At 47.5% G+C, this 26,360-nt stretch carries 16 protein-coding genes; 7 read left to right on the top strand and 9 right to left on the bottom strand.

Translation table 11 applies throughout. From position 1 onward, the window contains the following. Positions 1 to 32: 32 nt before the first annotated feature. Both A9B99_RS05445 and mgrA read right to left on the bottom strand, forming a co-directional pair. A complete protein-coding gene (locus A9B99_RS05445; RefSeq protein ID WP_064595316.1) occupies positions 33 to 350 on the bottom strand; it encodes a DUF2502 domain-containing protein in 318 nt (105 codons plus the stop codon). 93 nt (positions 351 to 443) lie between these two features. Then, complete coding sequence (gene mgrA / locus A9B99_RS05440) at positions 444 to 1,448, bottom strand: L-glyceraldehyde 3-phosphate reductase (protein ID WP_064595314.1); 1,005 nt, start codon at positions 1,446 to 1,448, stop codon at positions 444 to 446. Between the two features lie 156 nt (positions 1,449 to 1,604). Between mgrA and A9B99_RS05435 the strand changes: the two genes are divergently transcribed. Then, positions 1,605 to 3,263, top strand: coding sequence for an alpha-keto acid decarboxylase family protein (locus A9B99_RS05435; RefSeq protein ID WP_064595313.1), 1,659 nt, complete (start codon positions 1,605 to 1,607; stop codon positions 3,261 to 3,263). Between the two features lie 4 nt (positions 3,264 to 3,267). On the opposite strand, the gene A9B99_RS05430 is transcribed toward A9B99_RS05435, so the two are convergent. Beyond that, complete coding sequence (locus A9B99_RS05430) at positions 3,268 to 4,503, bottom strand: ion channel protein (RefSeq protein WP_064595312.1); 1,236 nt, start codon at positions 4,501 to 4,503, stop codon at positions 3,268 to 3,270. Between the two features lie 417 nt (positions 4,504 to 4,920). Here A9B99_RS05430 and glk point away from each other — a divergent pair, with 417 nt between their 5' ends. Further along, positions 4,921 to 5,886: a glucokinase gene (gene glk, locus A9B99_RS05425; RefSeq protein ID WP_064595310.1), complete on the top strand. Its 966-nt coding sequence runs from the start codon at positions 4,921 to 4,923 to the stop codon at positions 5,884 to 5,886. A gap of 73 nt (positions 5,887 to 5,959) precedes the next feature. On the opposite strand, the gene A9B99_RS05420 is transcribed toward glk, so the two are convergent. Both A9B99_RS05420 and A9B99_RS05415 read right to left on the bottom strand, forming a co-directional pair. Next, positions 5,960 to 6,691, bottom strand: a complete 732-nt coding sequence (locus A9B99_RS05420; protein ID WP_064595308.1) for a LytR/AlgR family response regulator transcription factor — start codon at positions 6,689 to 6,691, stop codon at positions 5,960 to 5,962. Next, positions 6,691 to 8,400 carry a sensor histidine kinase gene (locus A9B99_RS05415; RefSeq protein WP_156518989.1) on the bottom strand — a complete coding sequence of 570 codons (1,710 nt, stop codon included), beginning with the start codon at positions 8,398 to 8,400 and terminating at the stop codon, positions 6,691 to 6,693. Before A9B99_RS05415 ends, A9B99_RS05420 begins: the two co-directional genes overlap by 1 nt. Before the next feature lie 310 nt (positions 8,401 to 8,710). Between A9B99_RS05415 and alaC the strand changes: the two genes are divergently transcribed. Then, positions 8,711 to 9,949, top strand: coding sequence for an alanine transaminase (alaC, locus tag A9B99_RS05410; protein ID WP_064595306.1), 1,239 nt, complete (start codon positions 8,711 to 8,713; stop codon positions 9,947 to 9,949). Between the two features lie 73 nt (positions 9,950 to 10,022). Here alaC and ypdK read toward each other — a convergent pair whose 3' ends face one another. Continuing rightward, entirely contained in the window at positions 10,023 to 10,097 is a 75-nt protein-coding gene (gene ypdK / locus A9B99_RS24475) for a membrane protein YpdK (protein WP_110025758.1), read from the bottom strand. A gap of 512 nt (positions 10,098 to 10,609) precedes the next feature. Here ypdK and A9B99_RS05405 point away from each other — a divergent pair. Both A9B99_RS05405 and A9B99_RS05400 read left to right on the top strand, forming a co-directional pair. After that, the gene (locus tag A9B99_RS05405) at positions 10,610 to 12,556 is read left to right on the top strand and encodes a methyl-accepting chemotaxis protein (protein ID WP_064595305.1); all 1,947 of its coding nucleotides are present in this window, start codon (positions 10,610 to 10,612) and stop codon (positions 12,554 to 12,556) included. A 246-nt stretch (positions 12,557 to 12,802) separates the two neighbouring features. Further along, on the top strand, positions 12,803 to 13,237 hold the full coding sequence (locus A9B99_RS05400; RefSeq protein WP_064595304.1) for a helix-turn-helix domain-containing protein: 435 nt from the start codon (positions 12,803 to 12,805) through the stop codon (positions 13,235 to 13,237). Positions 13,238 to 13,246: 9 nt separating this feature from the next. Here the strand turns inward: A9B99_RS05400 and A9B99_RS05395 are convergent, their stop codons facing one another. Then, positions 13,247 to 14,614 (bottom strand): L-serine ammonia-lyase, encoded by a 1,368-nt coding sequence (locus A9B99_RS05395; RefSeq protein WP_064595302.1) that lies wholly within the window; start codon positions 14,612 to 14,614, stop codon positions 13,247 to 13,249. Positions 14,615 to 14,631: 17 nt separating this feature from the next. Next, positions 14,632 to 15,909 carry an HAAAP family serine/threonine permease gene (locus tag A9B99_RS05390; RefSeq protein WP_064595300.1) on the bottom strand — a complete coding sequence of 426 codons (1,278 nt, stop codon included), beginning with the start codon at positions 15,907 to 15,909 and terminating at the stop codon, positions 14,632 to 14,634. 454 nt (positions 15,910 to 16,363) lie between these two features. Between A9B99_RS05390 and A9B99_RS23770 the strand changes: the two genes are divergently transcribed. Further along, entirely contained in the window at positions 16,364 to 16,579 is a 216-nt protein-coding gene (locus A9B99_RS23770) for a hypothetical protein (protein ID WP_156518988.1), read from the top strand. Between the two features lie 253 nt (positions 16,580 to 16,832). On the opposite strand, the gene A9B99_RS05385 is transcribed toward A9B99_RS23770, so the two are convergent. Beyond that, on the bottom strand, positions 16,833 to 18,116 hold the full coding sequence (locus A9B99_RS05385) for a phosphatidylinositol-specific phospholipase C domain-containing protein (RefSeq protein WP_064595298.1): 1,284 nt from the start codon (positions 18,114 to 18,116) through the stop codon (positions 16,833 to 16,835). 632 nt (positions 18,117 to 18,748) lie between these two features. Between A9B99_RS05385 and A9B99_RS05380 the strand changes: the two genes are divergently transcribed. Further along, complete coding sequence (locus tag A9B99_RS05380) at positions 18,749 to 26,347, top strand: Tc toxin subunit A-related protein (protein ID WP_064595297.1); 7,599 nt, start codon at positions 18,749 to 18,751, stop codon at positions 26,345 to 26,347. Positions 26,348 to 26,360: the final 13 nt, after the last annotated feature.

The raw sequence follows: 26,360 nt of genomic DNA, 5'->3' as shown, positions 1-26,360 counted from the left end.
TACAGGTGCTTTGTGTACAGGTTGAATAAAGATCAGTGGTGATGGTGTGGAGGACCACGTCGGTCGTCGCCGTCATGCCAGCCGTCCCGGTACCCTTCTTTATAGGCCCGCTCATTATCCCAACCACGGTGGCGACCATTATCATGATGGCGCCAGCGTCCATCACGCCATTCATAATTACGGCGCCAGTAATCGCGGTCGCGCCAGTGGCCGCCATCCCAGTAGTTGCCATAGCTATCGCGGTCGCCAATTTGTAATTTAATCGCCGGCAAAAGCGTAATTTCGGCGGCGCTTGCTGCCAGCGGCACTGCCGTGATAATCGCAGCAGCAAGTATCAGGGACCTTAACATGGTTTACTCCTTCACTATCGTGACCTTACGGTCTCATACCTGCATCATGACGGAGATGTCATGACAAGGGGATAAGAGAAAACCTAATTTTTTTTATTTCAGGCTGTTACCGCCAAGAATAGTCTCAATCTCAGCTTTTTCTTCCTCAGAAAAAATCAGGTTATTCATGATCCCCGCAGCATCATCAAGCTGACTGGTCTTACTGGCACCAATCAGAACCGAGGTCACATTTTCATTTCTGAGTACCCATGCCAGCGCCATTTGTGCCAGTTTTTGTCCCCGGCGCAGAGCCAGGTCATTCAACTGACCAATAATGGCGAGTTTTTCTGGGGTAAGGTTGTCCGGAGTCAGGAAACGGCTGGCACTGGCGATGCGTGAATCTGCAGGAATACCATTCAGGTAACGGTCTGTCAGTAACCCTCCAGCTAACGGCGAAAAAGCAATACAACCGACACCTTCTTCACCCAATACATCCAGCAGCCCCTGTTCTGGAGTGCGTTCAAACATAGAATAACGTGGCTGATGAATAAGGCACGGGGTGCCCATTTTCCGCAATATCTGGCTGGCATTACGCGCCAGCTCCGCCGGGTAATTAGAAATACCCACGTACAGCGCTTTACCCTGGCGGACAATACTGTCAAGTGCGCCCATTGTTTCTTCCAGTGGAGTATTTGGGTCCGGGCGATGATGATAAAAAATATCTACATAGTCCAGCCCCATGCGCTTCAGGCTCTGGTTCAGACTGGAGATAAGGTACTTGCGTGAACCCCAGTCACCATAGGGACCCGGCCACATGGTGTAGCCCGCCTTGGTTGAAATGACCAGTTCATCGCGTAATGCTGCAAAATCACTGCGCAACAGAGCACCAAACTGGGTTTCAGCTGAACCCGGCGGTGGCCCATAATTATTTGCTAAATCAAAATGAGTAATACCCAGATCAAAAGCCCGGCGCAATAAACGACGGCAATTCTCTGGCTGGCTGTTTTCTCCGAAGTTATGCCACAACCCCAGAGAAACCAGTGGTAATTGTAAGCCACTACGCCCACAGCGTCGCCAGCGCATTGTTTCATAGCGGCCAGGATTCGGGTGGTAAACCATATTGTTCCATCCTTCGTGTATACGTTTACATTCACAAGCCAGCATAACTGAAGTCATTGTAAAGCGCGCGTTCCATGACTTTTTCCAGTTTTATTCTGGACATCGATCACACATCCACAATACTTACTGGAGGTAAATGTTATAAGGATCATTACTATGCAGGGCTCTTACACTGTTGCGGATTACCTCGTTGACAGACTCAGCGAGTGTGGAATTGCGCATATTTTTGGGGTGCCGGGCGACTATAATTTGCAGTTTCTTGACCATATAGTTGCGCACCCCCATTTAAGCTGGGTGGGGTGTGCAAATGAATTAAACGCGGCTTATGCCGCAGATGGTTATGCCCGGGCGCGTGGTGCCGCCGCACTGGTTACCACCTTTGGTGTTGGTGAGTTGAGTGCGCTGAATGGGGTTGCCGGAAGCTGTGCAGAATACTTGCCAGTCATCCATATCGTGGGAGCGCCTTGTCTGAAAACACAACGGGCCGGAGATCTGGTGCATCACACTTTGGGAGATGGTGAGTTTCAGCGCTTTCAGCGTATGTCTGCGGAAATTACTTGTAGTCAGGCGTTACTGACACCCGAAAATGCCTGCCGCGAAATTGACCGGGTATTGCATGACATGCTCACACAACGTAAACCCGGTTACTTGCAGTTACCTGCCGATGTTGCAAAAATTTCTGTACAACCTCCTGTAAACGTTATCACTCCAACACTGCCCCCCGCACATCCCGAACAGCTTGATGCGTTGCGAAATGCATTACGCGATAAAATTCGTGGCAGCCACCGGGTTGCGTTGTTGGCGGACTTTTTGGCTCAGCGCTTTGGTGCTCAACCAGTTTTGCAGGCATGGATGGATGAAAACCCATTACCTCATGCCAGCCTGATAATGGGAAAAGGCCTGTTCGATGAAACCAACCCCGGCTTTGTTGGACTGTATTGCGGTAAATCGAGCACTTTACGGGTGTTACATGCCATCGAAGAAGCAGACCTGGTGTTTTGTGTAGGGGTGAAGTTTATTGACACAATTACTTGCGGATTCAGCCAGAAGCTCACACTGGAACAGACCGTGGATGTCCAGCCCGATGCTGTACGTATTGATGAGCAGTGGTTCCATGGTATTCCCATGAGCACCACGCTGACTATACTGCAACAACTTTGCCGCACAGACTTGCCCAGACAACCTGTTATTCCGGCACCTGAGCCTCGGGTACCGCGCCAGTTAGGATTGCTCGACCAGGACGCATTATGGCGGGTGGTGCAGGATGCACTGAAACCGGGTGATATTGTTATTGCCGATCAGGGTACGGCATCATTTGGGGTAGCTTCGTTAGTGTTGCCACATGGAGCCAAAATGGTAGTTCAGCCGTTATGGGGCTCAATTGGGTTTGCCTTGCCTGCGGCATATGGTGTTCAAACCGCGTTGCCAGGGCGAAGGGTGATAGTCATTATTGGTGATGGTGCGGCGCAACTCACCATTCAGGAACTGGGTTCCATGCTGCGTGATGGCCTGAAGCCCATCATCTTACTGCTCAATAACCGCGGCTATACGGTTGAACGGGCCATTCACGGTGCTGAGCAGCCTTATAATGATATTGCTCAATGGAACTGGACCCATCTGGCCCAGGCGATGAGCGAATCCTGCCAGGCGCAAAGTTGGCGGGTAAGTGAAGCTGTACAGTTACAAAGCGTACTGGAAACCGCATCCTGTGCTAACCGGTTATCCTTTATTGAAGTGATGTTGCCAGAAAATGATCTACCGGCATTACTCAGTGCTGTCACCACTTCTCTCGAACAACGTAATAACCCGTCTTAATTAGTTATTCGCGTTTGCGGCGGTCGGCAGTCATTAATGGCCTCCCGGTCAGTATCAGCCAGGCCGGGAGTATGACCACACACAATAGCGGTAACAGGCGCAAATCAGGCACGACTGAGGCAGCAATAAACAGGCTCAGCCAGCCATCCCGGGTAACAACCAGCATAATTCCCAGCACAGAGCAGGATAATGTCACAGCGAGAGGTACAGCTGTGACATGTTGGTGGAGCATAATTCCCAAAGCAATACCGACGAAAATGGCCGGGAATATACGCCCACCACGAAAACCACAGGCAGCGGCAACAACCAGTGCCAGAAGTTTTACAATAACAAAGAGCAGGTAGTCTGATACGGTAAACTTCCCGGTAAACAGTGTTGTCACTTCGCGCAGCCCACTGAATAACGTGACGCCACCACCGATTACACCCAGTAAACCGAGTACAAAACCCCCGGCGGTTAGCATCAGGATTGGGTTATTGACCTGACGCATCAGGTAGTGCAGTTTTGGAAACCCCCAAACCGCCATCATGCCTAAAGCAATAGCTATTATCGCCACCACACTGCCGCTTATCAGGTCAATAAAATGCAACCCAGGGTAGGGGGCCAGGGGAATAATAAACAGTGAGCCAGACATCAGTTGGGTACAGACCGCGCCGGTGGCTGCGGCTAACAACGGTGCAAACAGGCGGTCCCATAGCGGAGCATCATTGCCAGCATTGAGTGTCTGGGCAAAAATCAGTGCTGCGGCAACAGGCGCACCAAACAGTGCGCCAACGGTTCCGGCCGCTGCCAGAATAGTCCAGTCGAATGCACTGACTTTAGGCAGCACGCGCGCGCCAAGAGCAACCGTCAGTGCAATATTAACCGACATAATAGGGTGCTCAGGCCCAAGGCTGACACCACCAGCCAGACCCAGCAGCATTGCCAGCAGTAATCCTGGCAGGGCTGAGAGGGTGATTGGCGGGCTTATCAACGGCTCAAGTGCGGGGTCTGGCCCACCTTCACCGGGCATATAGCGAATGATGAGCCCTACAGCAAGGCCAGTAAGTGTTAATACACTCAATATCCAAAATGGCGCATCCCCGGAGGTACCCATGCTTTGCGGTAGCACAATCCACAGGAATTTTTCCATCACCCAGGAGACATTCAAAACCAGGTGCAGTACCAGACTGGTGGCAATGCCAATCAATATTGCGGGGCAGGAAAGAACCAGGAGCGTTCGGGCTCGCGGATGCAGCATAAGAAAATCCTTACGTAAAAGTCGGTCTGATTCTCCAGACTGATTGCTAAGCACACTGGGTCAATAAACTGAAACGGTAAACTGATTATCAGACACTGCAAAGAAAATTTCTTGAATTTTAATTAAATCAGGCTGGTGAATAACTGCGCTGATGACGGTCAAATAACGCGTATTGATGTATAACTGGCCGCAGAAGATGAAACCTCAGGTTGTGAATCCAGTGCCAGCGCCTGGTAACCCTGCGCTGGCTTCGCACTCCTGCCAGACGAAATACCGGCCCAGGGGGAAGAGCGAATGAGATTATGTGATATGGCTCAATAATCACACCCTGGGTATGCTATGTTGTTTGTTGATATCACTGACTTGATTTTACTCTGTTATCAGGAATTTTTCTGACTTAAGTGGAGCGAATGGCAAATGACAAAATATGCTTTGGTGGGAGATGTTGGGGGCACCAATGCGCGGTTAGCTCTGTGTGATGTCGCTACAGGTGAAATCTCGCAGGCGAAAACGTATTCAGGGCTGGATTACCCCGGTCTTGAATCGGTCATAAAAGTGTACCTGAAAGAACATAATGTCAGTGTCACGGATGGTTGTATCGCCATCGCCTGCCCGATTAATGGTGACTGGGTGGCTATGACCAACCATTCATGGGCTTTTTCTATTGAAGAAGTTAAAGCCAGTCTGGGCTTTGACCACCTTGAAATCATTAATGATTTCACTGCTGTGTCGATGGCGATTCCGGTGCTTAAACCTGAACATCTGATTCAGTTTGGCGGCGATAAGCCGGTGGAGAACAAACCTATAGCAGTTTACGGTGCCGGCACCGGGTTAGGCGTGGCGCACCTGGTCCATGTAGACAAACGCTGGGTGAGTTTGCCGGGTGAAGGCGGGCATGTAGATTACGCCCCCAATAGTGAAGAAGAAGGCATTATTCTTGAGCACCTGCGCGAAGAACTGGGGCATGTCTCCGCCGAGCGCGTGTTATCTGGCCCCGGGCTGGTTAACCTTTACCGGGCTATTGTGAAAGCAGATGGCCGGTTGCCAGAAAACTTACAACCCAAAGATGTCACGGAAAAAGCGCTGGATGACAGTTGTACTGATTGCCGCCGTGCATTGTCACTGTTTTGTGTGATTATGGGCCGTTTCGGTGGCAACCTGGCGCTTAACCTGGGGACCTTTGGCGGTGTGTACATCGCCGGAGGCATTGTGCCGCGTTTCCTCGATTTCTTTAAAGCCTCTGGTTTCCGTGGTGGTTTTGAAGACAAAGGGCGATTTAAATCTTACGTTGAAGATATTCCGGTCTATTTGATTGTTCATGACCAGCCTGGCTTATTAGGCGCAGGTGCCTATTTGCGCCAGACTCTGGGGCAAATCATCTGATAGTTATGTTGGCTGGCAGGCGTGGTGTCCGCGCCTGTTGGCCTGCACTGCCGCCGGGTGAATTACCTGGGTTTTACAGGCGCATTAACTGCCGAAACTCCTTAACTTTACTGCGGCTGACCGGGACTTCAAAGTCGAGGTCTCGCAGGCGTAAAATATAGGTATTGTTAAACCAGGGTTCTATCTCGCGGATTTTATTCAGGTTAACGCAGTAAGAACGGTGGCAGCGGAAAAAGTAGCTTTCTGGCAGGCGGCTGCAAAATTCTGTGATATTCATTGGCATCACGTAGGATTCACGCCGGGTGTAGACAAATGTCATTTTCTCGTGGGCTTCTGCATAATAAATATCGTTGATATCCGTAACGATAATGCGCTCGTCTTTAATCAAGTTAATGGTGATATTCTCACGCACGGCCGAACTTGCGGGAGTGGATGTATTGCGTTGCTGCCCGGCAGCTTCTAACTTTTGCAGCATCCCAATAATGCGTGACTCCTGGTAAGGCTTGAGAATATAGTCGAAGGCTTCCAGTTCAAAGGCTTCTACGGCATGCTCTTTCCATGCGGTGATGAAAATAATAAAAGGCCTGTTGGCAAACTTGCTGATGTTTTGTGCCAGTAACACACCATCCAGTGACGGAATATTGATATCCAAAAAAATAGCGTCAACATCATGGTGCTGCAGGTATTTTAATACATCGAGGCCATCTTCAAAGGTTGCGACAACCTCAACTTTACTGTGTTCCTTGATAAGCCAGCTCAGTTCCTGCTGTGCCAGTATTTCATCTTCAACAATAATAGCCTTCATTACGCCCTCTCCACCTGGCCAATACCCACAGATGCAGGCAACGAGGTGATACCGCTATTCACATAAAACGCAATCTCTGTACCAGGCTCCAGGCGGCGAATTTGCAACCCTTCGCCATAGAGCAATTTTACCCGATGGTGCACATTCAGTAAGCCAATTTTATTGCCAGGCATTTCATTTGCTTCTACCCGGTCAATAACGGCCTGATCAATACCATTGCCAGTATCACGCACAGCAATACGTACCTGGTTACCTTGCTCAACGATACTGATAGTAACCACACCTTTTCCCCGGCAGGGCTGGATACCATGCACAATGGCGTTTTCTACCAACGGCTGAATTAACAGACTGGGAATGCGGCATTCGACTTCTTCGTCAATATCATAGATAACCGTTAATTTGTCACCAAACCTGGCCTGTTCAATAGCAATATAGTCCTTGATTTGGTACAACTCTTTTTTAATATCAATCAATTCGTCATCCGTTAATTCAAGGTTATATCTCAGGTAACGGGATAAGTTAATGATTAACTGGCGGGCGGTATCCGGATTCAGGCGAATTGATGACGAAATAGCATTCAGTGCATTGAATAAGAAGTGTGGGTTAATTTTACTCTGCAGTGCACGCAGTTCCGCTTTATTTGCCATTTCACGTAATTGTTCAGCGCGAGAAACTTCCAGTTGTGTTGAGATAATTTGCGATAAACCTATCGCCATTTCCTGTAATGATGAGGTTATTTGGTGAGCATGGCAGTAATAGATTTTCAGCGTGCCAGTTACAATTCCTTTCTCCCATAAGGGGATAACCAGCATAGAGTGAATCTCTGGCGTGCGGTAAGCTTCATCATTGTTTTTTATTATTATTTTTCCATAGCGCATTGCCTGCCTTGTGGTCGGGCTGATCTGGTCATCATGCTCATGATAGTTATTTTCCCCCACGCCAACATAAGCCAGTACCTGTTCTTTATTAGTGATGGCGACTGCATCAGCATTAATATCTGCCCGGATTATTTCACACACTTTGCGCAATGAGGCCTCATTCACATGGCGGAACAATGGCAGTGTTTTGTTGGCAATTTCCAGTGCCAGTTTTGCCTGGCGTGCGGCAACAGCCTCTTTTTCTCCCTCAACGCTTTGTACCAGTAACACAATAAAGCCGATACAGACATTCCCCAAAATCATCGGGATGCCTATTTTGGAAACAATATCCAGCCCCAGAGATACAGATGGAGCCCATAAGACCACCAAAACCATGGTCAGTGTTTCGCACAACATTCCTCCCAGAATCCCGACGCGCCAGTGGCTTTTCTTGGGGAAACGCACATTAATCCAGCTGGATATCAACCCGGCAAGAATACTGGTTACCAGACAGGGAACAGAAGTAATACCACCAATATCAATCAGATAACGGTGAACGCCGGCAATAATACCGGTAATTATCCCCACCCAGGGGCCAAAGAGCAGCCCCCCGGACATAACCGCAATAATTCGCACATTCACCAGCGAGCCTTCAACAGGAACTCCGGACCAGGTACTGAACAATGCAAACATTGAAAACAGCGCTGTCAGTGCCAGGCGCTCTTTTGGTGTGTGGGCTGTTTTGTGCAATAACTCGCGGAATAAACGCAGGCGAATCAGAAAAAACAGGCAGATAAGCATCAGTGCTGCCCGGTCAAAGACAGCCAGCAACATAGTGAATATTTCGTGCACGTAAAAATCCGGAATCCAGCAGGGGAAGGCATCATGATAAAAAACCTGGCCGGGAATAACCAGTGCAGGAGGGCTGCGTTAAGTTTATGCCGCATAAATCCAGACTATTATTCTTGTTATCTGGTTTAATCATCTGAATATTGATTTACTTTGGCGTTATATATAGTGAGCAACCAATTATGAACAGACAAACAGTGTTTTTTTCTGTGATGTCTCGACATGCCTGTAAGAGAGATGCATTGTAAAAGGGTCGCATCAGCGGCAACGTCGCTCGGACGGTCCGGGCGCTGACGTCATTTCAGAGGACACTATGGCTGATTTCAGTCCAAAACGCCGTTTTGCGCGTATCGACAGGCTTCCCCCTTACGTTTTTAACATTACCGCTGAACTGAAAATGGCTGCGCGTCGGCGCGGTGAAGATATTATTGATTTCAGTATGGGCAACCCTGATGGCGCAACACCTGCGCATATCGTTGAAAAATTATGCACGGTAGCGCAGCGGCCGGATACACACGGCTATTCCACTTCAAAAGGAATACCACGTTTACGTCGTGCAATCTCGCGCTGGTACCAGGACAGGTACCAGGTGGACATCGACCCGGAAACAGAAGCGATTGTGACTATTGGGTCGAAAGAGGGCCTGGCGCACTTAATGATGGCAACACTGGATCTGGGTGATACGGTGCTGGTGCCAAACCCGAGCTATCCCATTCATATTTATGGTGCAGTGATAGCCGGGGCGCAGGTGCGTTCGGTACCGCTGGTGGAAGGTGTCGACTTCTTCAATGAACTGGAGCGAGCGATTCGGGAAAGTTACCCTAAACCGAAGATGATTATCCTCGGCTTTCCTTCCAACCCAACAGCACAATGCGTTGAGCTGGATTTCTTCGAGAAAGTGGTGGCGCTGGCACGCCGTTATGATGTTCTGGTTGTTCACGACCTGGCCTATGCCGATATTGTTTATGACGGCTGGAAAGCACCATCAATAATGCAGGTGCCTGGAGCCAGGGAAGTGGCTGTGGAATTTTTCACACTTTCCAAAAGCTACAATATGGCGGGCTGGCGGATTGGCTTTATGGTCGGCAACCCGGAACTGGTACATGCACTGGCAAGGATTAAAAGCTATCACGACTATGGCACCTTTACACCTCTTCAGGTGGCAGCCATTGCCGCCCTTGAGGGGGATCAGTCGTGTGTACATGAGATTGCCGAAGAATATAAGCGCCGCCGCGATGTGCTGGTGAAAGGCCTGCATGAAGCCGGATGGATGGTCGAGTGCCCGAAAGCGTCCATGTACGTTTGGGCAAAAATCCCTGAACCTTATGCCGGCATGGGGTCACTGGAGTTTGCTAAGAAATTACTGGCAGATGCCAAAGTGTGTGTGTCGCCTGGTATCGGGTTTGGTGACTATGGTGATACCCATGTGCGTTTTGCCTTGATTGAAAACAGCGACAGGATTCGCCAGGCGGTACGTGGCATTAAAGCGATGTTTCGTGCCGATGGGTTGCTGCCTTCTACCCGGAATCTGGCGGCTGAAGGTGAAAAGTAAAAGTTAATTTACCCTGACAACAAAAAAGGCGCATCAGCGCCTTTTTTGTTGTCAGTAACACACATAGAGAGTGTTATTCCACCATCAGGACAAAGGTTCCGGCCCACACCAGGATGATGACTGAAATTCCCATAAAAAAGTATTTCACAGTTGACACTCCGCGTAGTTGTAACGCTAAACAACGTTGTTAAAACGCTCTTAGTAAAAGTATAAAAGGCTCTCGTTGCCAGACTGAATAATGAGATTTTTCTTGTTGGTTCTGTTTGCTGTCTTTGGCGAAAAAATTTCAGTATGGCCTGCCATTCGCCAGTAATGTACTGCGTAAAATAATGGGGGGCAAGTGCGTTTTGGTTGTTTTTTGTACACTCAAAATAATTGCGGGTAATTATAAAAAAATTAATATTTATCATTAAGTTAAGTGTTACTTATTGGCGACACTTTTTAGTTCTTCCAGGTGACTAACTGTTTTTTGCGCGAGTTCCGCCACCCAGGTTCAGATATGACGTTACCAGGCATTTGTCTGGTATGTTTCGGGCATTTGCCTGGTTGAAATGGTTTCAGCACACAATCTATTAACTCTTTTTTAAGTATTGCTAAATAACTACTTTGTATTGACCGATAACCGGGCTATTAGTGCAAAAAAAACACACAGGGGTGAGTATGAGCTTGGTTAGCGGATTAAAAAATATAAAAATTTCAAGAAAATTATATGCCGGGTTTGGCCTGGTATTGCTGCTGGTGGCTATCGCTTCAGCCCTCAGCGCGATGCGCTTTCGGGATATCACCAATATTTATGATAAAACAAATCTTATCTACAACATCAATATTGAGGTTTTCCAGGCGAAGATTAACCGCCTGAAGTATTTCTATTCAGGCGATGATAAAACCCGGGATATTATGGCGAAGTTCATCACTCATGCCCAGGAACTGGTTCAGGAAGCCAAAGGCCGCCACTGGTCAGCAAAAGAAGCCGCAATGGTGGATGACCTGGGAACTCAGTTGCAGGGTTTTCAGGATAATATTACCCGGATGGGGCGGGCTACGCAGGCTTTGCGTTCAGTGAAGCAACAATTAGATAATTACAATGCAAAAGATATGATGGGGGAATTTACCCAATTGATTCGTACACCCGTCAGTAATATTCAGGATGCATACACCATTTATGATTTCTTGTTACTGGCAGGCAGTGTGAATGACCAGTCGCTGGCATTACGCCTGAGTGGCACTGAAAGCGCACAGGCTAAACTTGAGCAAACCTGGAAGCAGGCCGGTGAGAAATACCAGCAATTATCAGGAGTACTGACACCGGAACAACTCGCTCCCTTCACCCGTTTATGGAAAAGCACCAGCGATTATAAGGTGGTGAACGATAACTACGTAGCGGCATTTAATGGCCTGAAAACGGCCGAAGATAATGTTAAAACCTCCGGTGACAAAAGCAGTGCCATCATTAAACAGCTAATTGCATCGGTAAAAGTTCAGAATGATGAACTGGCATATGGCTCCGCCAGTATTACAGTGGTAATTGGCCTTATTGCTATTCTGATTGGTATTTTTGTGACCTGGTATATTACCCGGCAGATAACGCGCCCGGTGGTCCATAATCTGTCACTGGCTCAGCGTATTGCCAGCGGGGACCTCAGTGCCACCATTCAGTCTGGCAGTAATGACGAACTGGGTAAACTGACCAGTGCAATGGGGCAAATGAACACACGCTTGCGCACTATGATAAGTGAAGTGCGTAATAGTGTGTTGTCGGTGACACGTTCAGCAAGCGCCATTGCGGAAGGGAATACTGATTTGTCTGCCCGCACGGAACAGCAGTCTGCTGCGGTAGTAGAAACAGCAGCCAGTATGGAACAGTTGACCTCAACAGTACGTAATAACGCAGACAACGCTCGCCATGCCAGCCAGATTGCGGCTGAGGCAACTAATAATGCGGTACAGGGCGGGGAAGTGGTGCGTAATGTGGTCACTACGATGGCGGATATCTCCTCCAGCTCGAAGAAAATTTCTGACATCACCGCGGTGATTAACAGTATTGCATTCCAGACCAATATTCTGGCGCTGAACGCGGCAGTTGAGGCCGCACGGGCAGGTGAGCAGGGGCGTGGATTTGCGGTGGTCGCCAGTGAAGTGCGTAGCCTGTCTCAGCGCAGTTCTCAGGCGGCAAAAGATATCGCCACACTGATTGACGAATCGGTTAGTCGTATTAATACCGGTAGTTCGTTAGTGGCACAGGCTGGGGAAAACATGGAGCAGATTGTTACATCGGTACGCCGGGTGAATGACATCATTGGCGAGATTTCCTCTGCGTCTGAAGAGCAAAGTCGTGGAATTGCCCAGATTGCTCAGGCGATTTCTGAGTTGGATACCACTACGCAGCAAAATGCCTCTTTGGTGATGGAGTCATCCAGTGCAGCCAATGCGCTGGAAGAGCAGGCGGTTCTGCTGGAGCAACTGGTGGCAAGTTTCCGTCTTGGGGAAACAAATGATCCAGCCCATTCTCATGCATTGCCTGGCCGGAGCGCAAAACGTCTGCCATCGCCGGAAAATGCCCACCCCGAAACGGCTCTGACTAATGACGAGGGCTGGACAACGTTCTGATAAGCATTAAACCTGATTACGGCAGGGTAGTAAGGAACGTATTACTGCCTTGTCCGTTTCTCTTAAGAAAATTCTGTATCACTCCTCACATCCCGAGTGAGGCTGGCTTCTGGGCACCAGCATAATCTGCTATTGTCACTCCCTGATATTTATTTTTTGCTTTTCATCCAGCCACTGGCGACGTGGTAATTCTGTGAAAATTCCTATTAAACAGATGGAAAGCCCGGTATTCCCCAGAAGGCATCAATGAAATTTACAACCCTGTCAGACGATGAAGTGGTGGCGGAACTTTGCCGCCGTATCAAGGAAACCCGTATTTCTCAACGCTTGTCGCAAATTGAGCTTGCCAGTCGCGCGCAAGTAGGGATTGCGACAATTAAGCGTGTGGAACAGGGGGGAGCGGTCACTTTGACCACATTGATAGGAATTTTGCGGGCACTGGACCGGCTTCACCAACTGGAGTCCGTCCTGTTCGATTCAGAGGTACGCGGGTTTAATGCAGAACTGCATCCTGCCGAGGCTCGTCCGCCACAACGCATCCGCAAAAAAGCCGCAATTGCGGCTGAACCAGATATGTCCGGCAAAGAAAAAGATGGCGGGAAAAAAATGAATGAGTGGTATGCGACTGCCATGGAAAATAGTGTCGTCTGGCCGGTGCACTGGCCAGACGAAAAGAAATAACTTCGTGGTTTACGCCTCGCAAATTGCAACTTTTATTGCCAGCCCGCCGAGGGCTGTTTCCCGGTATTTGGCATTCATGTCTTTACCGGTTTCGTACATGGTTTCGATAACTTTATCCAGCGACACGCGGGGAACACTGGTGCGCAGCATTGCCATGCTGGCGGCATTAATCGCTTTTACCGCAGCAATGGCGTTACGCTCAATACAGGGAACCTGCACCTGACCCGCAACCGGGTCGCAGGTAAGCCCAAGGTTATGCTCCATACCTATTTCCGCGGCATTACAAACTTTTTCCGGGCTGCCACCCAGTAATTCGGCAAGACCGGCAGAGGCCATAGAGCAGGCAACACCGATTTCCCCCTGGCAACCTACTTCTGCACCAGAAATTGACGCATTCATTTTGTACAAGATCCCGACTGCGCCAGCGGCCAGAAAATAACGCAGCGTGAGTTCTGGGGTGAGTGGTTGAATAAAGTGATCGTAGTACGCCAGAACGGCCGGGATAATGCCACAGGCCCCATTGGTTGGTGCCGTAACAACACGTCCACCGGCGGCATTTTCCTCCCCCACCGCCATGGCGAACATATTCACCCAGTCCATTGCCCTGATAGCATCCGGGCGAGCACTCTCACCGGGCGACAATACACGATGTAAGGCCGACGCGCGGCGAGGTACGCGCAGAGGCCCAGGCAAAACGCCTTCGGTGCGTATTCCCCGTTCAATCGCCTGGCGCATGGTGTCCCATAACTGTGTCACCCGTTCTTCCACAGCAGTACGCCCGTATAAAGCGCTTTCGTTTTGCATCATAACGGCGGAAATAGACAGGCCATTGGTATGGCAGGTTTCCAGCAAATGGTTTGCTGAGTAAAACGGAAATGGCACCACCACTTCATCCCGTTGTTGCTGGCCAAATTCCGCTTCACTGACCACAAAACCGCCGCCCACCGAGTACCAGGTTTTGTAGTACAACTTGTGCGGGCCGTCCCATGCCGTGAAGGTCAGCCCGTTTTCGTGCAGTGGCAGGCGGCGGTCATGAAAATTGAGAACCAGTTCCGGGGTGAACTGCATGCCCGTTTTGTCTGTAACTGGCAATTTTCCGGTTTCATTCACTCCACGAATAAATACTGGAATGGCATCAATATCCACGGTTTCTGGTTTATTACCGGCAAGCCCCATAATGATGGCGATATCCGTATGGTGACCTTTCCCTGTCAGCGATAAAGACCCATAGATATCGACCTCTATCTTGCGTGTCAGCGGCATTAAATCTTGTTCGATTATTTCATCAATAAACAAATTGCCTGCCACCATTGGCCCAACGGTGTGGGAACTTGAAGGGCCAATACCCGGTTTGAATATACTGAAAATACTGATCATAAGGGGCCTCCAGCCAGTTATTTCACCAGGTCAAACAGAATAGCCGACATCGCAATCAGCCCAACCAGTACAACGAAAATATTCGACAGCTTCCCGCTGTATTTGCGCATTGCCGGTACTTTATGAATGGCATACATCGGCATCAGGAACAACAGCATGGCAATAACCGGCCCACCCAGTGTTTCTATCATGCCCAAAATACTCGGGTTCAGAGTGGCAACCGCCCAGGTGCTCAGCAACATAAACACGGCAGTAAAACGGGATAAGCGTGTTGGCTCAATAGTGCGGCCACGGCTGCGTAATTGCTTAATTACAAGGCCATTAAAGCCTTCACTGGCACCAATATAATGGCCTAAAAAAGATTTGGTGATGGCGACAAATGCAATAACCGGCGCAGACCAGGCAATAATCGGGTTATTAAAATGGTTCGCCAGATAAGAGAGGATAGAAATATTCTGTGCTTTGGCTTGTGCCAGGTTTTCCGGGCTCAGGCTAAGTACACAGCTGAACACAAAAAACATCACGGTGATGACCATCATAATATGTGCACAGCAGAGAATTTTGGCACATTTACTTTCAGCCTGATCACCGTATTCTTCACGTTTGGCGACCGCAAAAGCGGAAATAATCGGCGAATGGTTAAATGAGAACACCATAACGGGAATCGCCAGCCACATAGTCATCCATAAACCGTGCCCGGAAACACTGGATGTCATGCTATGGAAAATGGCTCCGTTCCAGCCTGGAACCAGATAAAGGGCCAGCACCATCAAGGTTGCCACAAACGGGAATACCAGAATACTCATGGCACGAACAATAAATTTTTCCCCCAGGCGCACTATCGTCATTAACCCTAAAATTAATATCAGCGCAAGCAGGGCACGCGGTGGCGAAGGTAAGTGAAGTTGGTGAACAATAAAGCTATCGACCGTATTTGTGATGGCAACACTGTAGACTAATAAAATAGGGTAAATCGCAAAGAAATACAGTAACGTGATGATTTTTCCGGCACCGTTACCAAAGTGTTCTTCAACGACCTCGGTGATATCTTCACCCGGGTTTTTACCGGATAAAACAAAACGACACAAACCCCGGTGAGCAAAAAATGTCATCGGGAAAGCAAGTAGTGCCATAAATATCAGTGGAAGAAGGCCGCCAATACCGGCATTAATCGGCAGGAAAAGTACACCTGCGCCAATTGCTGTACCGTATAAGCCGAGCATCCAGATTGTGTCGGTTTTTCGCCATGAGCGGTTTTTATCTGTATAAATTGTCGCCGTTTGAATTGTATCCATAATAATCCTCAGTGGATATTAATTATCCAATTTTTATAAGGTAAAGAAAAAAGATGTACTGCGTTTTTATGGCGGCAAATTTATAGCATTGAGATAAACCTGATGATGTAAATGATCACATTATCTACTTTACGCAAAATTTTTTAAAGTATTAAATATGATGCTTTACAGATATGGATATTTTATGGATGGTATTTAATACCTTAAGGTTCTTACATGAGTAGTGAATGGAAAAATTTAACGCATCATCAAGTGTAATAAAGCATAATGTATGTGCTGGATCAATATGTTATTCATCAGACCTTAATTGCCTGAGTATTGAGTAACACATGCTGCGGATAACAGCACAGTGCTTTGTCTGTGCACTGAAGGCTTACACCATATATGCTATGCTGGCGAGCCTGGCTCACAGGTCAGTTTCTCACATCGATGCCCTGTCCGTCAGAGTCGAAAAATGTGGCCAGTACTTTGGTCACTCCACTATGATTTATACATGCTCAATATCTTCTGCCAGACTCAATGCTCAGCTAAAGGATGGAATAAAGGCAGTCGTTATGTTTTCAGCGTGATGCCAGTGCGCCAGGCTCGTGTTTATGAACATCATGTTCATGTCAGACTTTCAGATCCCAACCCCAACCTGGCTAACTTGATCCTGTGTATCATGGAATGATAATTCGACGTATATACACGCCATGAATATATCCATTGCAGATCGGTTCCCTGGATAAAGTGACTTCGTCAGACCCGCCAGGTTCTATGTGAGTTACTCACTGGAATGGTCGCCGTAGTAGTAAAGGGACTGGCAGTATGCTGACTGGCAGTCCCGGTAACTCGCTGGAAAATATCCCCAGACATTTTTCTTTTATAAAAATATCAGCATACTGAAGTTCAATTTGCGCCAATACTGAACTGTATATGATATATCAATAGACAGTCCATTCCCCACGCTGAGGAATATTACCGCCCACAAGACAGTTACATTCTTCTGTGAAAAGCATGGAGGAATACCCACTTATATATAAGTATTCTTTATACTTATCATTGAATATTCTGTATTGACCATTAGCGGTTTTCGTAAACCGCCATACGCAACCTTCATGATACTTACCGGGCATGAATGTGAGTACATGCCTTCTATTTCCTCCTGATATTCTGGGAGAGGCGTAGAGAAACTCTTTATAATAAGTGTTGAATAAACGAAAGTTATTGCCACCGACATCTATTTTTAACCAATATTTTTGGTTGTCAGATTTATAGGTTTCAATGCAATAAACAGTACGTTGAGAACCATCATGGTAGCGAGAGGACGTTAAATGATGATCACTAAAACCTAAGTTACGCAAGCAAACAACCGGCATGTTGAGTAAATCAGCTACGACGTTTCGCTTTATAATTTCATCAACAACGTCACCCCGGTAATAGTCCATAGGAATAATTCCTATATGCGGTGATTCATTTTTAGAATTATCTACATCACGGGTTCCTAACCCGGCAACAAATTCGTCAAACAAAAACTCGTTCATTTTATTTGCATAAAAATGAACGTGATTTAACCCTTGTGCCTGTATGCTGCTGTGGTTAATAAATAGCGTGTTATATTGGCTTTTAACAGCAGCATCGATATGATCGAGGAAAAACCGTTTTTTCTGCTCAACAGAACATTTACTAACATCTTGATGATTAATGCTCCCCCATTGAATTCCTGTTAAGCCAGATACATTTGATATGATTACTATTTTCCCCCTGACGTCTCCCAGGTTTGGTATTGAGTTGGACTGGTGAATTTTATACTTGTATTGTGAAAGTGAACTATCGAATGTTTTTATAAATTCACGGTCGCTTACCAGACTATAACCCTCTTGTTTTATCCTCATCAGAATTGTTTCAGAGTCATTTTTTTCGAGAAAAGCAACACACTCTTTAACGACAGTTGTTAATGTGTTGCGATAATCGACGTCGCCATGCATTATTTCAAGGTATTCTCCATTTACCACCATGCAGCGTAAATCCAAATATCTTATACCGTCTTTTAACTGAGTTGGAATGGTTGCTGATTTTAACTGGCAGTTGGACCAACCCGTTGCTGTGGCCAAACCTTCAGTGCAACAACTTTGATGTGTTCCGGGAATTGATATGTGCGCCAGACTCATTGTGTCCGGAATACCTTTCATCCATTTGTTTTTATCTTCTAAAAGAGAAAGAATCATAATGCCTCTTATTGATTAATTTATGTGAAATGTATCACTTGTAAGTATAAAGGAAAGCCCAGGGGTATATACTTCTGTCACTAAAATACAGCATCTGTCAGTGTGTTTTTCGCATGTTATCATGAAATAATCAGGAGTTAAAAGATACGGTGTGAGATATTAACAGACCAGTGTGGAGTTATTGAAATGTAGTTTCTGCAAACTGACGAGGATATTTTTTCATCTGCATTATGTTACAAAAATGCAGGAATTACCACATGTAAAATCATGAGGTGAATGAATCTCCAATACAATAACTATAGCCTTTAACCTATTGATTATTATAATCATTTTTAATGAAGAAATAAAAGACTGTGAATCTGGTGTGATTATTCAAAAAATTCATCCTGATGACACGTTGTGTGCTTTTTGTATGATGCTTGTTTTCTTTTGGTTGCACAAAAGTGAGTGTGCTTTCTTATAAAAATAAGATGAATCCATTTTATTATTATTGTGGCGTTATCTTATTTTTTGTTCTCATGAATAAGATAATTCCATTCATTTATTTTAAATTTTATTGATATCGGTGATTATATTAAATATCCGGGGGTCCCCCCACAGTTAATGCATAATATTTGTATAAGGATGCCGTGATGTATAGTGTTGATGCGCTGCTGCGCAAAGCCTCAGGGAATAATGCCTCGCTATCACTTGCTCATATTCAGTCTTTTTCGTTTGCGGAAATTCGGCGAAGATTTGAACATGAATTGACATGGGGAGAGGCACACTACCTGTTCCGGGAAGCGCAGGCACAGCTAAAACAAAATAAATTGTTGCAAGCGAAAATCTTTACCCAGTCTAACCCTCAGTTGCCGCGTGCGATTCGTTCTGGTATTAAAGAGAATATTGCCTCACATGACTATAGCAGTATGTTTGGCTCCCGTTCTTCGTCTTTCGTTAAATCAGGCTCTGTGGCATCCATGTTTTCACCGGCAGGCTACCTGACCGAGTTGTACCGGGAGGCAAAAGACCTGCACCCGGAAGAGTCTGCTTATCATCTTGCCAAACGGCGGCCAGACTTAGCGCAACTGATGCTGAGCCAGGAAAATATGGATGAAGAAATTTCCACGCTTAGTCTGTCTAATGACATTCTGCTTGCACATGTCGAAAAAAATGCTGAAAAAAGTGATGATGAGTTGCTGGAATATTTTTCGACGGACCGTTTTTCCTCAGCAACACCTTATCATCAGCCTTATGAATCCTTGAGGCAGAGTGTTCTGTCACTTGACCCGGAACTGGACGCCCTTGCCTCTTCCCCGGACATACTCCGCCGTGCCGACCCGGCGTCTCTGCTTTCCATTCTCACCAATATTTCACCGACACTGCACGATATTCTGGTTGAAGATATTACGGATGAAAATGCTGAAGAGCTGTATGAAAGAAATTTTTCTCTGCCAATTACGCACTTTAGCTCAACCCAAAAAATTCAGGATTACTATAATTTAACCGCTGAAGAAAAAACGGCATTTTTGGGATATTTAGACAGGGTTGTATTTGCCAATGATACACCACAAAAAGAAGGACCAGTTTATACTGGCGGAATCCTGACCACTACTGTTTACGGTGAAAATGATTCAGTAACAAAATATCAACTCAGAATGGGTGAAACTAAAAACCCATACCAGTTCAATTATATTGAACTGGTGCCGCTTGGGGATTTGCGCTTTGATGTAAGATTCAACGTGACTGAAACTCGTGAAACGCAAACGGATTTTTCTATTCGGACAGAACCAGGTGGTGGCATTTTATGGAGTGAAAGTGAGTTTGTACCAGAGGCTAATATACACACTCATCGTCAAATCAAACTTACCCAAGACCAGGTTGATTCTGGCGTTACCATTGGCCTCTGGCGTAAAGAACCATCAACATCGACTTATTGGTGGTGTTCTCAAAGTTTTACTATCAAAAAATTGAGCCTGAGCGCTTATATGCTCAATCTTAACAAGGCTATTCGTCTCTGCCGGGCAACAGGGATTTCTGCGGAACAATTGGAAAATTTAGCTTATAGTGTGGGGCTCGATGGTAAAATTAACGATACCGTTATATCGCTGCTTTTCACTGCCATATACTTCCGGCAAAAATACAACACCACGCTTGACGATGCGCTTGTGCTGGCAGGGGCAGGAATATCTCAGTTTGCCGGAAGTGCAGACTTCAGCCATTTCGACCAGATCTTCAACAATCCTGTACTCTCCGGGGAGTGGTTTTCTGCGGATGGTAGTAACATTGATCTTTCCCCGGAAGCCTCTGATGATGTCGTTGCCCGGGACAGTTTATTGCGTGGCCTGTCGGTCACCCGTAGCGAGTTGCATCAGCTTGGCCTGATAGCCGGACTGATTTCAGTGGAGGAGACCCAATTGCCACTGTCCCTCGCCAATATTTCTGCGCTGTATCGCCTCTCCCTGGTGGCGCGTCTCAATAACCTTACCGTTAATGAACTCTATCTGCTCTTTACCGTCTCCCCCTCTTTGGACACAACCAGTGCCGATTTTGTGCACCATATACACCAGTTGTCGCACTGGATGGATGACGCGAATATTACTGCCGCACATGTCTGGATGCTGACCACCCGTGATGTTGGTGAGACCCTGACACCAGAAATGCAAACCTTGCGCAATACCCTCGCAGGTACAGTTTCTGAAGCGGATATCGCGGCCGCGCCAGATGAGGACGCTCAGCGCCGGTTGATTGCGCCTTACATTGCCAGCTCTCTGGGGTTGTCATCACCGGATATGGCCGCCTGCGTGGTGCGTTGGTGTGAACATGCGGGATACTTTACGCTGAGCAATCTGCTGGGTTTATTACTGCAGCAGACACTGGATAACGACGAAGAAAGCACACTGGCTGGCTATCTTCATTTGCTTGCGCAATACAGCCTGACTGTTCAGGCTCTGAGCCTGAGCTACGCTGAAGTGGAGGCTCTCTCTGGCATTCCCGGTGCCCGCCAGTTACTACCCAACACAACCCAGGGGAATACCCTGGCCTGGATAATATCTCTGCATTATTTCCATCAGTGGTTAAACACGCTGGGTCGGGAAAGTAGTGCGGTACTGGATGCACTGAATCAAAGCGAACTCACCACCACTCTGATGGCTTCCGCTATGGGCCAGGATGAAACGGTGCTGAATCAGGCGCTGCGTTGTGTGCGTGAAGGGGATGACGACAATACGTTACTCAGCGACTGGCAAACTATTTATCAAATTCTGCAGTGGGTGAACGTTGCCGCCGCGCTGAATACAATGCCACTTGTGGTTAAACAACTGGTGGATATCCGCCTGTCCGGTGAGGAAGCGGAGCGGCCTGCCTGGAATGAATGGAAAAACCTTTCCCGCAGCCTCGAAGCTGCTCTTTCTCCCCGGAAGGCTCTGGAACTCTCGGCATATACTGCGGGGCGCCTGAGTGATTTGCTGTGCCACTGGTTCCTTGCGAATGTTGACACCGAGTGGGGGTCAATGAGTTCACGCGATGACCTCTATAACTATTTTCTGATTGATAACCAGGTTTCCTCCTCAGTAACCACGACCCGGCTGGCAGAAGCTATTGCCAGTGTCCAGTTGTATATCAACCGGGCACTGAACCGGAGTGAGCCGGACGTCCAGGCAGATGTCGCCACCCGGCAGTTTTTTATCGACTGGGAACTGAACAGCCGTTACAGCACCTGGAGTGGTATTTCCCGCCTGGTTTATTACCCGGAAAACTATGTTGATCCGCTACAACGCATTGGCCAGACCAGCATGATGGATGACCTGTTGCAGAGCGTGAATCAAAACCAGCTAAACAGCGATACTGTCAATGATGCGTTCAATTCATATCTGGCAAGCTTTGAAACTGTGGCTGATTTGAAAACGGTGAGTGCCTATCATGACAATGTAAATAGCGATACGGGCAAAACCTATTTTGTGGGCCGTGGGCGCGAGGCTGTGCCTGAGTACTGGTGGCGCAATGTGGATATGTCACTGTTCCGCGACGGTAAAATGCCAGCCAGCGCATGGAGTGAGTGGGTCAAAATTACTACGCCAGTTAATGCCTGGAATGATATGGTGCGCCCGGTCATGTTCCGTGACCGCCTGAACCTGGTTTGGGTAGAGAAAGAAGAAATCACTGAAGGTACAGATAAACCCGTCACGACATACCGTTATAACCTGAAACTGTCATTTTTGCGCCATGATGGTAACTGGAGTGCACCATGGAGTTATAATATAACCGCACAAATTACCCAGTGCCTGAATAAAGGCAGTGGTATTAGTCTTGGTGCGTCACACTTTATTAAAGATAAACAGTTAATTGTCAGTGTTTATGTGCTGAAGAATGACTACAGCGAAATTACTGAGCAAACCGCTGATGTCGCTATGTTGACTATTGACTATGAAGGTAACTGCGAAGTTGTGCCTAAATCTCGTCAGGAAAATTATGATGCCATGAGATTTACCTTCGATTATCTGTCAGCGAATAAAATTATTAAACGTGCCTGCTACCGTTTTAGTATTGACTATGAATACCCCGCGTCATTATCACTGAGTAATAGTGCGGATAATGAACAAATTATTATCATGAGTACACCAGGTATCGGTTCAATAACCAATAACGATAACAGCATAAAAATTAATAATGCTGGTTTTACTCTGAAATATTCGGGTGGCAATCGTGACCGGCGCGGGCAGGTTGCTGCTATGAAGTATGCGGGGGAGTTTGGTGATGTATTCTTGATAGATAAACATCAGGAGTATGATTTAGCTAAAACGAAAGGGCCAGTCTATTCAGCCTACAACACCACGCAAAAAAAACTGGCCTGGTATCAACACCGCAGCAATGCATTAACTAAATTTATTGGATTTAGTTATTTTGATCTGCAAGGTGTTGATGATGAGAATCTTTGGTTTAGTTTCCCGTATCAAAGTCTGAATCATGGTGTGGCCGACTGGGAGGGTAATTTTAAAACTATTATTGGGGGGATATACGCCGGGGCAACAGACCCGCTTGAATTATTAACTGAAGGTATGACGGAAGATGAGATTATGCAAATTGTCTCACAGTGGATGGTGTACACACCGTATTATTCCCTTGCGAAACTGCAAATTGACACTTCCCTGAATCTGCCAGGTATCAGTATGGAGCTGTCTTATGATGGCGGTACGGACATCCTGACCGGAGATAAAAACCTCGATGGCAGCCCTGAAGGCCACCTGGACCATACAGAGTATGTCTTTACGTCACATGAGATTCCTTTTTCAAAACTGGCCTTTAAAAATAACCAGGCCAGTATTAGTGTCACCTTCAAGTCTGTGGCGAAAAACGGCTTACTTGAGACAGAGAGCCAGGGGGAACTCACTGTCCGGAAGGTGGATTACTCACCGGAAAAAATCCTGTGTATCTTTGAAACGGATACCGGGGTTCAGTATATGCAATCAGGTGTGTACCGTATTCGCTTAAATACTCAACTGGCGCCACAACTGATATCCCGCGCGCATGCCGGCAATGACAGCATTTTGTCTATGGAGACTCAGTTATTACATGAATCTCAGCCAGGTAATGGTTGCTACATCTCACTGACTCTGCCGCCTTACAGTACAGACGAACATGGTACATCTGCCTCTGTATCAATTTTGCTGACCAGCGTGGAGAACACCAGCACTGCAGCCGGGGCTCAGGTATTCTGGCGTGGTCAACTGTTGCCTTCCGCACAGACTGTCACCCTGTTTGTTCCGGTCTCACAGACTGCCGGGGGGGACCCGGTGCAGTTCCCGGAAAACCCGAAAACCGGGGTATTTGTGCAGATGGCCTGCCAGAAAGGAACTTTCACTGCCGGTGTTTTAAAAGCACTCAATGATGACAGCTCTGTTTTGAATGCGTTTATTAAAGACGCTCAGTTCAACCCACAACGCGATCCGAACGTGTTTCCTCTCAAAGACACCACTGCACCACTGGACTTCAATAGTGCGAGCGCCTTGTACTATTGGGAACTGTTCTATTATGTGCCAATGATGTGTTTCCGCCGCTTTCTGGATGAGAATAAATTCAGTGAGGCCCGCGCATGGCTGAATTATATCTGGGATCCTAATGGCTATATTGTGAATGGTGACCCTGCACTGTGGGAGTGGAACTGCCGTCCACTTGAAGAGGCCATCTCCAGGAATGAGAACCCATTGGATCTTACTGATCCGGACGCAGTGGCACAAAATGACCCGACACATTATAAAATTGCCACCTTTATGGCATTTATAGAAATGCTGGTTACCCGGGGTGATATGTGTTACCGCGAACTGACCAGAGACGCTCTCAGTGAAGCCCGGATGTGGTATGTCTATGCTCTGGAACTGATGGGAGATGAACCTCAGGACTACCGCTCCACCAGTTGGAACAGCCCGTCTCTACAGGATGCAGTCAGTGACACTTTAGCGTTATCTTTGCCTGAACGCACCGGCATGCACTCAGTTGATAATGAGGAAATTGATACCCGTACGGCTAATTCCCTGACGGCAATATTCCTGCCGGAATATAACCCGGCGCTTACAGAAATGTGGGCGACCCTGCGGCTGCGGCTTTATAACTTACGTAACAACCTGTCCATTGATGGTCAGCCTCTGTCACTGGCTATATATGCCGAGCAGGTGGATCCGAAAGCTCTGCAAACCAGCCTGGTTCAGGCATCGCAAGGGATGCCTGCATTACCTGCCAGTGCGTTACCTCTGTATCGTTTTCCTGTCATGCTTGAGCGTGCCCGCAACCTGGTAGGGCAACTTACCCAGTTTGGCAGTTCACTGCTTAACATGGTGGAACATCAGGACAGCGAGGAGCTTAACAGCCTGTTGTTACAACAGGGGCTGGAGCTTGCGGCACAGAGCCTGCGTCTTCAACAAAGCGCCATTGATGAAGTGGATGCTGATATAACGGCACTCCGTGAAAGCCGTAGCGGTGCTCAGGCCAGACTGGACAAATACACAGCGCTGTATAATGAGAATATCTCCCGGGGCGAATACCAGGCAATGGACCTGGCGGACAAAGCATCCTCAGCAAACCTGTCTTCCCAAATCGTTGCCATGGTGGGCGGGGCTGCAGATATGGTTCCGAATATTTTTGGCCTGGCTGCCGGTGGTGCCAAATGGGGTGCAGTGGCGCATGCCAGTTCACTGGTTGATTCTCTCAAATCGTCTGTTTATCAAATTAGCGCTGACAAAATCAGCCGTGCTGAAAACTACCGCCGCCGTCGTGAAGAGTGGGAAATTCAGCGTGATAATGCACAGCATGAAGTTGACCAGATTGATGCCCAACTGGTTGGTCTCGCTCTGCGCCGTGAAGCTGCATTAATGCAGTTGGAATACCAGAAAACCCAGCAGGGGCATACTCTGGCGCAACTGGAGTTTATGCAGCGCAAGTTCACTAACCAGGCGCTGTATAACTGGATGCGTGGCAAACTGAGTGCGATTTACTACCAGTTCTTTGACATTGTGCAGTCCTGCTGCCTGATGGCCCAGGAAACGCTTCGTCGTGATCTTAACGACAACGCTCTGACTTTTATCCGTGGCAGTGCATGGAATGGCGCAACCGCCGGATTTATGGCAGGTGAAACATTACTGCTGAATCTGGCCGAAATGGAAAAAGCCTGGACTGAACGTGATACGCGTGCACTGGAAGTCACCCGGACAGTATCGCTGGCAGAGGTGTATGCCACGCTGACAGAAAGTGAAGAAGGCCTGGCAGACGGTGCATTTGCCTTCACTGATGCGATAGCCGGAATTCTTCAGAACAGCACTGCCAGAAGGTACGGGAATGGTGGTAATGAAGTTAAGCAGGACGCAGATGGAGAACTGACAGCATCCGTGAAGTTATCAGATCTCAATATCTCTGCTGATTACAAAAATAGCCTCGGGAAAAATCGCCGTATCAAACAGATTAGCGTTACTTTGCCCGCACTGGTTGGCCCGTATGAAAATGTTCGCGCAGTGCTGAGCTACGGGGGAAGTGTGGTCATCCCGCGGGGTTGTAACGCTATCGCCATTTCCCACGGCATAAATGATAACGGTCAGTTCCAGCTTGACTTCAATGATACCCGTTACCTGCCATTTGAAGGTATTCCGGTGGATGACACAGGTATCCTGACAGTAAGTTTCCCTGATGCTAAAACGGGCCAAAAAGCGCTCCTGGAAAGCCTGAACGACATCATTCTGCATATTCGTTACACCATTCAGTCCTGATATTGTCCGTTAT

The sequence above is a fragment of the Mangrovibacter phragmitis genome (assembly GCF_001655675.1).
GTDB lineage: Bacteria > Pseudomonadota > Gammaproteobacteria > Enterobacterales > Enterobacteriaceae > Mangrovibacter > Mangrovibacter phragmitis.
This window is presented reverse-complemented; position numbering and strand designations above follow the sequence as displayed.